At 68.7% G+C, this 10,735-nt stretch carries 16 protein-coding genes; 8 read left to right on the top strand and 8 right to left on the bottom strand.

Annotated features, from left to right (window positions below; genetic code table 11):
• Positions 1–42: 42 nt before the first annotated feature.
• Complete coding sequence (locus ON39_RS07535; RefSeq protein WP_040732527.1) at positions 43–873, top strand: hypothetical protein; 831 nt, start codon at positions 43–45, stop codon at positions 871–873.
• 98 nt (positions 874–971) lie between these two features.
• On the opposite strand, the gene ON39_RS07530 is transcribed toward ON39_RS07535, so the two are convergent.
• A complete protein-coding gene (locus ON39_RS07530) occupies positions 972–1,433 on the bottom strand; it encodes a hypothetical protein (RefSeq protein WP_040732526.1) in 462 nt (153 codons plus the stop codon).
• A gap of 531 nt (positions 1,434–1,964) precedes the next feature.
• Between ON39_RS07530 and ON39_RS07525 the strand changes: the two genes are divergently transcribed.
• Positions 1,965–2,900, top strand: a complete 936-nt coding sequence (locus ON39_RS07525) for a glycoside hydrolase family protein (RefSeq protein WP_040732542.1) — start codon at positions 1,965–1,967, stop codon at positions 2,898–2,900.
• Between the two features lie 395 nt (positions 2,901–3,295).
• A complete protein-coding gene (locus ON39_RS45690) occupies positions 3,296–3,793 on the top strand; it encodes a DUF4254 domain-containing protein (protein ID WP_246003020.1) in 498 nt (165 codons plus the stop codon).
• Between the two features lie 18 nt (positions 3,794–3,811).
• Here the strand turns inward: ON39_RS45690 and ON39_RS48515 are convergent, their stop codons facing one another.
• Entirely contained in the window at positions 3,812–3,967 is a 156-nt protein-coding gene (locus ON39_RS48515) for a hypothetical protein (RefSeq protein WP_157195413.1), read from the bottom strand.
• A gap of 364 nt (positions 3,968–4,331) precedes the next feature.
• Between ON39_RS48515 and ON39_RS48510 the strand changes: the two genes are divergently transcribed.
• Positions 4,332–4,529: a hypothetical protein gene (locus tag ON39_RS48510; protein WP_146251211.1), complete on the top strand. Its 198-nt coding sequence runs from the start codon at positions 4,332–4,334 to the stop codon at positions 4,527–4,529.
• On the opposite strand, the gene ON39_RS07515 is transcribed toward ON39_RS48510, so the two are convergent.
• The gene (locus ON39_RS07515) at positions 4,504–5,343 is read right to left on the bottom strand and encodes a DUF72 domain-containing protein (protein WP_083894301.1); all 840 of its coding nucleotides are present in this window, start codon (positions 5,341–5,343) and stop codon (positions 4,504–4,506) included. The two genes, ON39_RS48510 and ON39_RS07515, sit on opposite strands and share 26 nt — an antisense overlap.
• 104 nt (positions 5,344–5,447) lie before the next feature.
• Here ON39_RS07515 and ON39_RS07510 point away from each other — a divergent pair, with 104 nt between their 5' ends.
• The 3 genes from ON39_RS07510 to ON39_RS07505 all read left to right on the top strand — a co-directional run bounded on the left by ON39_RS07510 (position 5,448) and on the right by ON39_RS07505 (position 6,542).
• On the top strand, positions 5,448–5,870 hold the full coding sequence (locus ON39_RS07510) for a PPOX class F420-dependent oxidoreductase (RefSeq protein ID WP_040732524.1): 423 nt from the start codon (positions 5,448–5,450) through the stop codon (positions 5,868–5,870).
• A 262-nt stretch (positions 5,871–6,132) separates the two neighbouring features.
• Positions 6,133–6,297, top strand: coding sequence for a hypothetical protein (locus ON39_RS48505; RefSeq protein WP_157195412.1), 165 nt, complete (start codon positions 6,133–6,135; stop codon positions 6,295–6,297).
• Positions 6,297–6,542 (top strand): cold shock domain-containing protein, encoded by a 246-nt coding sequence (locus ON39_RS07505; RefSeq protein ID WP_040732523.1) that lies wholly within the window; start codon positions 6,297–6,299, stop codon positions 6,540–6,542. Before ON39_RS48505 ends, ON39_RS07505 begins: the two co-directional genes overlap by 1 nt.
• Before the next feature lie 44 nt (positions 6,543–6,586).
• Here ON39_RS07505 and ON39_RS07500 read toward each other — a convergent pair whose 3' ends face one another.
• Positions 6,587–6,850: a hypothetical protein gene (locus ON39_RS07500; RefSeq protein WP_040732522.1), complete on the bottom strand. Its 264-nt coding sequence runs from the start codon at positions 6,848–6,850 to the stop codon at positions 6,587–6,589.
• A gap of 66 nt (positions 6,851–6,916) precedes the next feature.
• Positions 6,917–7,747, bottom strand: coding sequence for an SDR family NAD(P)-dependent oxidoreductase (locus tag ON39_RS07495; protein ID WP_040732521.1), 831 nt, complete (start codon positions 7,745–7,747; stop codon positions 6,917–6,919).
• Between the two features lie 83 nt (positions 7,748–7,830).
• Between ON39_RS07495 and ON39_RS50430 the strand changes: the two genes are divergently transcribed.
• Positions 7,831–7,959 (top strand): hypothetical protein, encoded by a 129-nt coding sequence (locus ON39_RS50430; RefSeq protein ID WP_255219239.1) that lies wholly within the window; start codon positions 7,831–7,833, stop codon positions 7,957–7,959.
• Positions 7,960–8,130: 171 nt separating this feature from the next.
• Here ON39_RS50430 and ON39_RS48500 read toward each other — a convergent pair whose 3' ends face one another.
• The 3 genes from ON39_RS48500 to ON39_RS07485 form a co-directional block, all read right to left on the bottom strand.
• The gene (locus tag ON39_RS48500) at positions 8,131–8,298 is read right to left on the bottom strand and encodes a hypothetical protein (RefSeq protein WP_157195411.1); all 168 of its coding nucleotides are present in this window, start codon (positions 8,296–8,298) and stop codon (positions 8,131–8,133) included.
• Positions 8,299–8,416: 118 nt separating this feature from the next.
• On the bottom strand, positions 8,417–9,940 hold the full coding sequence (gene glpK / locus ON39_RS07490; RefSeq protein ID WP_040732520.1) for a glycerol kinase GlpK: 1,524 nt from the start codon (positions 9,938–9,940) through the stop codon (positions 8,417–8,419).
• Positions 9,941–9,970: 30 nt separating this feature from the next.
• The gene (locus ON39_RS07485; RefSeq protein WP_040732519.1) at positions 9,971–10,735 is read right to left on the bottom strand and encodes an IclR family transcriptional regulator; all 765 of its coding nucleotides are present in this window, start codon (positions 10,733–10,735) and stop codon (positions 9,971–9,973) included.

The raw sequence follows: 10,735 nt of genomic DNA, 5'->3' as shown, positions 1-10,735 counted from the left end.
GCAAGGCCACCACCGACGTGGTGGACAAGGACCTGCAGGGGCGTGACCCCGGGCAGTCTCGTGCTCTCGCGCGAGAAGTCGCTCAGCGAACGGCTCGCCGAGGCCTCCGATCCGCGCTCGCTGATCGACGACCCCACGGGCCAGGCGGCCGCGCTGCGGATCGCGACCATCGCCCTCAATACCCTGACCAGCATCGTCGGCGTCGTGCTGAGCCCGGAGGACGTCTGCCAGATCGGCGCCCTCGGCGCCACGGACCCGCTCGCCGGGCTGGCCAGCCTCGGCTCCCGGATGTTCGCCGCGATGCCGAAGCGCTCGTCCGCGCCGCGCTTCACCCAGGTGGTCACTCAGGCGTTCAACGAGATCGGGCGTCTGGTCAGCGACAACCTCGAACTCGTCGACACCGAGGTCTGGGCCAAGTACCAGGACGCGGTGGTCCGCCACGGCGCCTACGCGGTCACCTCGGTCGCCGCGGACCGATCGTCGGTGCAGTTCGTCGCCGACTGGTTCGTCGCGGCCGCCCGCGCGCTGCCCGCACCGAGCGTGCCCAAACCGGCTGCCGGCCGGCCGGATGGGGTGCTCGCCTCGATGCCCGGTCGCGACGCCCACGCCCCCGAGGCCGGCGACGCCGCCAAAGATCCTGCCGTGCCCGGTGATCCGCCGAAGTCCAGGGACGCCGCCGTGCAGGTCGATGGGGGTCGCCCGGCGGATCACGGTGCTCCGGCCCTCGGTCGCCGCGGATCGGAGTCCGCCGAGACCGAGGCCGGGCTGCTCGAGGCGAGCCGCTATCTGGTGTGGACCCTGCTGCTGGCGGAGACCGCTCGCCTGCTGTACACGCGCAGGCGAATCGTCCGGGCGGACGACTTTCTCAGGTAGATCGACCACAGGCAGGTCCGCTCGTTCATCGATGCGGACCTGCCTGGTCGGTGAATCAGTAACGCGGGCCGGTCAATTCGTCACTCGACCGGTTCGGCCTAGCCCGTGCGCGACTCCTCTCCGAGGAAGAGATCGAGCCAGTAGTCGACGGACTTGCCACCGAGCCCCAACCTCGCGCCGCCGTTCGGGGGCTCCAGGTACTCCCGCAGCGCCTTGAGCCCGGCGCCGATTGCCTGGTCTATGCCTGGCGGCATGAATATCGGGACGTCCTCGCCTTTGCCTTTACCTTTACCTTTGCCCTTGCCTTTCCCCTTGCCGCCCTTCTCCCCCGCCTTCTCGCCCTCCGGCGCGGCGGGGTCGTACAGATCCGCCGTGTCTTCCGCCTCGGCGTCGCCCTCGTCGCCGGCGGGATCGACCTGCTCCGTCGGCGACGTTGCGATGACAGACACCCCCGGCGACGGATCGCTCGGCGTGGCGGCGGCGGTGCCGGTGGCGACGGCGAGCGTCGCGGCGAGGGCGAGCAGACCGCTCACCGCGGCGGCTGTGGTTTTGTGAAACATAGATAACCCCTTGTCGTCTCGAATGCGGTATCTGTGGCCGACAACGAGCCAGACATGTGTCGGCACTACGGAATATTCGGATCCGCGGCGGTTCTGGATCGCCAGAATTCGACACGAATTCATCGCGGAGACGGGTGGTTCGGCTGTATAGCCTGCGCTGCAGAACAAAGAGAGGCGCACGAGGACACGACCGATGGGGCCCGAGGAAATCCCCCGGGCCCCATCGGGCTTTGTACAGCGATAGTGAGCCGCAGGGGCGACCACGACTCACTCTGCGGAACTGTCCCGAACTTTCCTGGGACTCCGCAAGATTACCCAACGACCAGATATTCCGTGGCGATTCCGGATGGAAAGATCCGGTGACTTCCGGTGCGAAATCAACGCACTCTTGCATTCGGCATGAAGTGACACATTGCCGTGCGCAATGCGCTCTCGTAGCTACCGCGTCGTAAACCCGCTGCGCGCCACCACGACCTGCGGCGTGTCGACTACCGGACATAGCGATCCGCTCTGGATAATCGAGGAGTGACGATGCGTCGCAGGTCCGCGCTGGCGATGGCGGCAGGCGTGCCACTCAGCCTGCTGGCGCTGAAGCACGCCACGGCACGCCAGCCGGCGATGCGGTACACGATGACCGCGTTCACCAATTCCAGCGAAACCGACCTCTACGTCTACGAATCCACCGACGCGACCAACTTCCAGCTGCTGCGCGGCCCCGCCTACCGGCCGCCGACGGGCCTGCTGCGCGATCCGTCCCTGTTCCGCCACGTCGACGGCGTGTACTACCTCACCTACACCACCGGGTGGGAGGGGCACACGATCGGCTTCGCCAGCAGCACCGACCGCGTCAACTGGACGCACATGTACGACTTCCCCACCCAGGTGCCCGGTTTCACCGTGACATCGAGTTGGGCGCCGGAGTGGCTGATCGACGCGCAGGGCCGCGTCAATGTCATCGTGTCGCTGTCGGACGGATGCCGCTTCACCCCGCATCTGATGACCGCGACCGACCCGTCGCTGCGCTCGTGGACTCCGCTGACCCCGCTGGCCGGACTCGGTCCGCCCCCCGGCTACCGCAGCTCGGGCGACCGCCCTGCCTGCGACTTCTTCGGCTACGGCTACATCGACACCACCATCGTCTACAACTACGACCTCTACTGCGCCTTCACCAAGAACGAGACCAGCAAGCTCATCGAACTGGCCGTGGCCCCCGCGCCGCTGGGTCCGTATGTCTTTGTCGCGACCGGCAACTGGGCCACCTGGGGCGCGCCGCGGGAGGGCCAGTGCGTCATCCCGCTGCCCGGCGGCTCGTGGCGAATCTTCTTCGACGACTACGACGAAGACCACCCCCGGTACCTCTACAGCGACAGCCACGACAACTTCCGCACCTGGACCGAGCCCGTCGAACTCCCCGAGCTCTCCGGCACCGTCCGTCATTTCACCGTCCTTCCCGAACCCGCTCCCTAGCCTCGCGCCCGACCGGCGATGCCCCGCAGAGCGGGTCGCCGATTGCGGGAACATAACCAAAGAGGCCAAATACCGCGGGTATTGACCCGAATTCGGCTTCCGGACAGCCGCGTCGAGGACGAGACTCGATAGTGCGTCCGCCCCCGGGCGCTTCGCTCCCTTATCTCGGGTACGCGCAGAACGGCCGGCTTCACCCAGAGGAACGTGGCTGGTCGCCGGGGTCGGGCGCACCTCCACCGTCGCCAGGGAAGGCCTACCTTGCCCACGCAGCTGGACCACCGAGACACGCGCGACGCGCGAATTCGCGTGCGCACCATGACACCGAGCCTGGGTACCGAGGCACGAGCCGGTCGCATTTGCCGGGCGCACGCACCGGGCCGCGCCGATCCCGTCATGTGACCGTGCCGTCCGCCGAGTGGCCGAGATCGCGAACGAAGCCCATCGACGAGGGCGGCACCAAGCCGCTGCTGCCGGACTGGCATCAAGTGTCCGCCGCGCTGCGCATGCAGATCGGCGACCGCCCGGGCGATCACCTCGTTATCCAGCTGGCGCGGGCGCTGGCGCAGCTGCACCACACGCGCCGTGCCCAGCCCGGGCGCCATCCCGAGATCGACCGCCGCCGTGGTGAACTCGTCTGCGTGATCGACGAGTGGGTGGCGAAGCAGGTGATGCCCCGGCGCCCGAACGCCCGGACGGGCGAGACGCTCGGCAGCACCGTGGACCGGATGGCCGCCGCCCAGATTCTCGCCGACCATCTGCTCATGACCGCCGAGAACGTGCCGGAGCAGCGGGTGCACGCGGCGTGGTCACGCCTGGCCGAACTCGCGAATCAGTGGACCGACCTAGCGCACGACATCGAGGCGCGCCGACCGCGGTCGATCGGGCTTCGCTGAGGCCGGGCTATCTCCGCGCTACGACGGAATTGTCCACAGGTAAGCCGATATCGGAGGCAGTTCCGCGGTGTCGACGAGCGGGTCCACCCGCAGCAGACGGATGAATTCCTCCAACGACGTATATCGCGCCAAAATGTCCTCCAGCAAGCGGCGCGCGGCTTCCTCCGGTTTCATGAGCGGGTTATGCCCATGGTTCCGCACGACAAACCGACCAATATGTTTCGGTGTGGCCACGTGATTCGCTGATCGACGATCCGTTCATTACAGCCCTCCGTGTGTTGGGTCAGCGCTGATCGGAAGTGCCACACGGCGGCCTCGTCAATTGCCGGAAACGCCACCGTCTGTGTGCGACGATTGCGAGTCGTCGGACGAGCCCGCGACTCGTGGAGCGGCTGTTCCACGCTCGGTGGAACAGCCTCAGATTACCTACGCGCCGAGTGCCGAGCCGCATTTCACACTGTGCGTCGCGAAATTTTCAGATTCCCGGGCGCCGCGATATTCCGTCGCGATCCGCGGCCGACCGTGCCACAGTCATGGAATGACCGGGCAGCGAGCCGAGACGACCGTCCACCACGCCGCCGCCTCCGACCCGACCCCCACCGCGGCCATCGGCATAGCCGTTGGCGCACTGGGCGTTTCGACGTCGGGGGTGCTCATCGCGCTGGCCGGCTGCGCGGTGATTCTCGCCGTCGCCTATGCCGCGTCCACGGTCAGAAGAGGGTCATCGGGCCGGTAGGTTTCGGCTCGGGGAGCGGGGCGAGCTCGGGCACCTCGGCGACCACCTCCGCGTGGAAGCGGCGCGCGAGCGGCACCGCTTCTGCGTTGTCCGGAGTGTGCACGAACACGGTGGGCGATCGGCCCTCGCGCAGCCAGTCGGCCACCGTGGCGACCCACGGCCGCCAGCCCTCGACCGTGCGCTCCGCCGAGTCGCGACCGTGGTATCTGACGATCGGGAACTCGGTGAGCGCGCGGGTCCGCCGCGGCACCCTCGGCTTCTTCGACCACGCCTCCTGCTCGGCGGGGGTGACCGGAAGACCGTCGAAAAGCGTTGTGGTGTCGAAGGGTATCCACTCCGCGCCGACACGGTCGAGCACGCTCTCCAATTGCGTTGCGGCCCGCTCGTTCTCGAAGAACGCGGGATGACGCACCTCGACCGCCGATCGGTAGGACCGCGGCAGCCTGCGCAGGAACAGCGCGAGCGCGCCGAGATCGCTCGGACCGAACGAGCCGGGCAACTGCACCCACAGGGCGTGCGCGCGCGGGCCCAGCGGCTCGATCGCCGACAGAAACGCGCGCATCTCCTCGTCGACCCCGGACAGCCTGCGCTCGTGGGTGATCGACCGGTGCAGCTTCACCACGAACCGGAAGTCGGGCGCGGTCTGCGCGGTCCACGACTCGACCGTGCGCCGCGCCGGGATCGCGTAGAAGGTGGTGTTGCCCTCGACCGCGTCGCAGCGATCGGCGTAGGCCGCCAGCCGGTCCCCCGACGCCGGTTGCCATTCCTGCCATGCCGCGTGCGTCCACATCGCACAGCCCACGTGAAGCCGCATGCCGGCGACGTTAGTACAGCGACCGCGTGCGCCTCGGGCGCATTCGGTTTCGGCGCAGCCGCGTGGGCGGGAATGAACCGGCAGATCCGATGGTAGAAGGGACTATGAAACTCGACGACGCCGCTCGCGCCCTCATCGGGGCCGGCGCTGACGCGACGCTGGTCACCCTCAACCCCGACGGCAGCCCGCACGTGAGCGTGGTGTGGGTCGCGTTGCAATCCACCCCCGAGGGCGATGAACTCGTTACCGCCCACCTCGGCGAATACAAGAAGGTCCGCAATGTCCGCCGCGACGGACGGGTCGCGGTCACGATCCTGTCCCCCGAGCGCGGCGAGATCATGCGCCCGTACCTGTCGGTGACCGGAACGGCGCGCATCGTCGAGGGCGGCGCGCCGGAGCTGCTCGCCGAACTCGCGAAGACGCTGGCCAGCCCGGACGCCGGTTTCCCGCCGCCCGACGCGCCGCCCGGACTGCTCACCCGCATCCGCATCGAGAAGGTCGGCGGGATCGGCCCCTGGGCCGGCTGATCGACCTCCGGCATGACATCGGCCGGGCCCGACCAAGGGCCCGGCCCACTCTCGTTCACTCTCAGACCGGGTATGTGACGCCCGTCATGCCGCATTTTGTGACGCCCGTCATGCCGCGACAGAATGTGACGTTGTACCTCTAGGTCGGCGAAGCGGAGACGAATACTTGTTCCGCTGCTTACAGTTTCGACAACGCCGTTGCGGGCATCCGGCCAACGCGGGATACCCGCGCAACGTTCCGAGTCCGAGGAGATCGTCTGTCGTGGTCCGTCCAGACAACATCGCACCGTCACAAAGAGCAGCTACGAACAACGCCACCCGCACCGATTCCGCGGTCGTGTGGCCCGATCCGAGCCCCCTGGCCTCGTGGTGGCAGCAGGTGATGCAGCCGGGGTCCAGCGAGCGCTCCACCTTCGAGGCCGTCTGATGAGCGACGGCCAGACCTGGGTGCGCGGCACCGTCCAGTGGTTCGACACGGCCAAGGGCTTCGGCTTCCTCTCGGCCGCGGACTACCCGAACGGTGTGTTCGTGGAGTACTCCAGCATCGACTCCCCCGGTTTCAAGACCCTGTCCCCCGGCCAGGAGGTCGTGTTCACCTGTGAACATCGGCCGCGCGGGGTCGAAGCCGTGGAGGTCCGGCAGCCGGCGTTGTTATCCACCGCCGCGGCGTGAGCGCCTTCTTCTCGCACACCTGATTGCAAGGGGTGTGCCGGAAGTCAGGCGAGCGCGAGCACGTGGGCACCGATCCTCGCCGAGGCGGAGACGACGCCCGAGTACGCGCGCAGATGCTGCGACAGCGCCAGATCGCTCAGCATCGATTGCGCGGCTCGGACTCGCACGCGGGCGGGGATCGGGTCCCAGCCGGGGCGCATCGCGCGCAGCAGGTGTACGCATTCGGCGATGTAGGCCCGCTGCGCGGTTTCCGCGCGCGCCCGATCCGCCGCGGGCAGATGCCCCGCCTCGGCGACGAGAGTCTGCATGAGAGAGGGGTTTCGAAGACGAACGCGCCGTAGCCCGCGAGCGATACCGTCCCTCGGGTAAGCGGCCTAGATGCTGAAGCCACCGCCACAGACCAGGGTCTGTGCGCTGATGTAGTCCGACTCCGGGAGGCAGAGCAGGTAGACGGCGCCCGCGGCCTCGGCCGGCGTGCCGCCCCGGCCGAGCGGCACCATCTGCTCCATCGCGGCGAGCAGGTTCGGGTTCACGCCGACCTTGATCTCCTTGCCCTGCACGTCGATCGTGCCGCCGGTGCCCGCGGGCGCCTCGGTGAGCCGGGTCTTGATGAGGCCGAACGCGACCGCGTTCACCGTGACGTTGTAGCGGCCCCACTCCTTGGCGAGCGCCTTGGTCAGGCCGATCACGCCGGCCTTGCCCGACGAGTAATTCGCCTGTCCCGCATTGCCTCCCGTGCCCGCCAGCGACGAGATGTTGACGACCTTGCGGCAGGGCACGGGCTCACCCGCGGCCTTGGCCTGCTTCACCGCCGAAGCGATCACCGGCTGCGCGGCCCGCAGAATCCGGAACGGCGCCTTGAGGTGGACGTCGAGGATGGCGTCCCACTGCTCGTCGGACATCTTCTGGATGACCGAGTCCCAGGTGTAACCGGCGTTGTTGATGATGATGTCGAGGCCGCCGAACTCGTCGACGGCGGTCTGCACGAACCGTTCGGCGAAACCCTCCTCCGTGACGCTGCCGACGCACGAAACCGCTTGCCCGCCTGCGGCTTCCACGGCGGCGACCGTCTCCGCGGCCGGGTCGGCGTCGAGGTCGTTCACCACGACCTTCGCGCCCTCGCCCGCCAGCTTCAGCGCGATCTCGCGGCCGATGCCTCGGCCGGAGCCGGAGACGATGGCGACCTTGCCATCCAGAGTTCCCATGTGTCGCGGTTCCTTTCAGCGTGTGACGGTGCCATACCCGGGCCTTCTGGGGTGAGCCCGACCGCCTCGTAGGTGAGCAGTCGGTGGTCATCGCCTGGGCCCTGATCACGATCGACGGGTCGATGCCGTTGGCCGCGGCGAAATTCTCGCTGACGATGACCGCCACACCCGCGGCGACGGCGCGGCTGCTCATGGCGTTCCTTCAGCGGTGACTAGCGGCTGTTCACTAATTGAACAGCAGCCCGCTGTCGGCTGGCGCAGCATTGGGCAAAGACAGTGGTGAGCGATGCGCGTGGCGCTATGGCGGATTCACTTGTTCGTCGAGAGACGCGGCGAGCCCCCGCGTCTCGTGTGCGATGCGGGGGCTCGCGTCGTGTCCGGCGTCAGGCGCGCGGCGGCTTGACCTCCCCGACAGCAGACCCGGAGCCGTCCTCGGCTCTACTGAACACCGGCTGATGATGTACGTCGCTGCTCTCGGCAGGCGTATACACCTGAATGGGAATGGTGTCGTGGCTGAACAGCCCGGACCCTTGCCCGCTTTCCTGACTCATCCGTCGAGCCTCCTCCGATCGGCCGCGAATAGCCAATCCCCTCTATTCAACCCCCTCCGCCCGGCGAGTCGCGCACGATCCCACCCCAACCGTGCGGTCGTGGCAGCTCGAGCACAGGTCAGGCCTCCGTCCGTTGACGCCGCGGGCGCTGCCAGCCGAAGGTCAATTGCACTGCGCGCTGCCAGTTCTCGTATTCGTCGGCGCGGTGGTCCTGGTCCATCTGGGGCCGCCACTGCGCGGCGAGGCGCCAGTTGTTGCGCAGGCCCTCGAGATCCGGCCAGTAGCCGACGGCGAGCCCGGCGGCGTAGGCCGCGCCGAGCGAGACGGTCTCGGCGTTGAACGGGCGCATGACCGGGACATCGAGGACGTCGGCGACGATCTGCATGAGCAGGTTGTCGGAGGTCATGCCGCCGTCGACGCGCAGGGCCCTGGCCTGCAAACCGGAGTCGGCGTTCATCGCGTCGACCACCTCGCGGGTCTGCCACGCGGTGGCCTCCAGCACGGCACGGGCGAGGTGGCCCTTGGTGATATAGGACGTCAGGCCGACGATGAGGCCGCGCGCATCGCTGCGCCAGTGCGGTGCGTACAGCCCCGAGAACGCGGGCACGATATAGCAGCCGCCGTTGTCCTGCACTGTGCGCGCGAGGGTTTCGATCTCGGGCGCGCTGGCGACCAGACCGATGTTGTCGCGCACCCACTGCACCAGCGAGCCGGTGACCGCGATCGGGCCCTCCAGCGCGTACACCGGCTTCTCGTCGCCGATCTGATAACCGATGGTGGTGAGCAGGCCGTGCGAGGACTGCACCAGCTCGCGGCCGGTGTTCATCATGAGGAAGCCGCCGGTGCCGTAGGTGCACTTGGTTTCCCCACGGGCGAAACAGGTTTGGCCGAACAGCGCGGCGTGCTGATCGCCGAGGGCGGCGGCGATCGGGATGCCGGGCACCACGCGGCGGGTGGCGCCGTAGGACGCCGTCGACGGCTGGATCCGCGGGAGCATGGCGGCCGGGATGCCGAAGAAGCTCAGCAGCTCCGCGTCCCAGCTGAGGGTGCTGAGATTCATGAGCAGCGTGCGGCTGGCGTTGGTGACGTCGGTCAGGTGCAGGCCGCCGTCCACGCCGCCGGTCAGATTCCAGATCAGCCAGGTCTCCATGGTGCCGAACAGCACCTCGCCGCGCTCGGCCCGCTCCCGCAGCCCCGGGGTGGAGTCCAGCAGCCAGCGCAGCCGCGGAGCCGCGAAATACGTCGCGAGCGGCAATCCGCACAGCTCCCGGATGAGGTGGGCGCCAGGGCGTTCCGCGTACTCGCGGACCAGGTCCTCGGTGCGCACGTCCTGCCAGACGATGGCCCGCCGGATCGGCGCGCCGGTGCGCCGGTCCCACACCACCGTGGTCTCACGCTGATTGGCGATGCCGAGCGCGGCCACCTGCTCGGCGGTGACGCCGGAGTCGCGCAGCGCCTGCGGCACGATCCGGTCGACGTTGCGCCAGATCTCCATCGCGTCCTGCTCGATCCAGCCGGGGCGCGGGTAGTACTGCTTGTGCTCGCGCTGCGCGACGCCGACCAGGCGGGCGCGCTGATCGAACAGAATGCACCTGGTCGAGGTGGTGCCCTGATCGATCGCCAGCACGAAACGTTGGGTCATCCGCGTCCTCTCCTGCGACGAGTCGGTTGGTCAGTGGACGGCGCCCAGATCCCGCGAGATCGCGTGCGCGGCGTCGCGTACGTGCCCGACCAGGGTGGTCCGATGGCGTAGCTGCGTGTCGCAGAGCCGGTCGACCGGCCCGCTGATGCCGATGGCGCCGACCACCAGCCCGCCGTGCGCGCGAATCGGCGCCGCGATGCCCGCCTCGCCCGGCCGGTACTCCTCGGTGTCGCCGGCCCAGCCGGCCTGGCGGACCGCGGCGAGGGCACGGGAGAGCACCGTGCGGTCGATGATCGTGCGCCGGGTGAGCGAGGGCAGCGTGGCGCCGCGCGCCGCGGCCATGAGGTTGGTGTCGTAGGCGAGCAGCACCTTGCCGAGCGCGGTCGCGTGCGGCGGAAGCAGCTCGCCGAGCTCGAGCGCCTGTTCGGTGTAGTCGGGGCGGAAGACGTGGTGCACCACGACGACGCTGCCGTCGATCGGCGCGCCGATGCGGACGGATTCGCCTGTGCGCGCGGCCAACGCGTCGGCCCAGTTGATGGCGCGCGAGCGCAGCTCATTGGCGTCGAGGTAGCTGGTGCCGAGGTGGACGAGGGCCGCGCCGAGCTGGTACTTGCCGGTCGCCGGGTCCTGTTCGACGAAGCCGACGCCCTGCAGCGTGCGCAAAATGCCGTGCGCCGTCGGCTTGGCGAGGTCGAGCGCGCCCGCGATCTCGCCGACGCCGAGCCTGCCTGCGCCGCGGGCCAGCAGCCGCAGGATGGCCGCCGCTCGCTCGATCGACTGGATCGGACCGGGCAT

Origin of the sequence: Nocardia tenerifensis NBRC 101015, from assembly GCF_000308715.1 — a bacterium.
GTDB classification, from domain to species: Bacteria; Actinomycetota; Actinomycetes; order Mycobacteriales; family Mycobacteriaceae; genus Nocardia; species Nocardia tenerifensis.
Note: the sequence above shows the minus strand (reverse complement) of the source record. Positions and strands in the feature narration are given on the sequence as shown.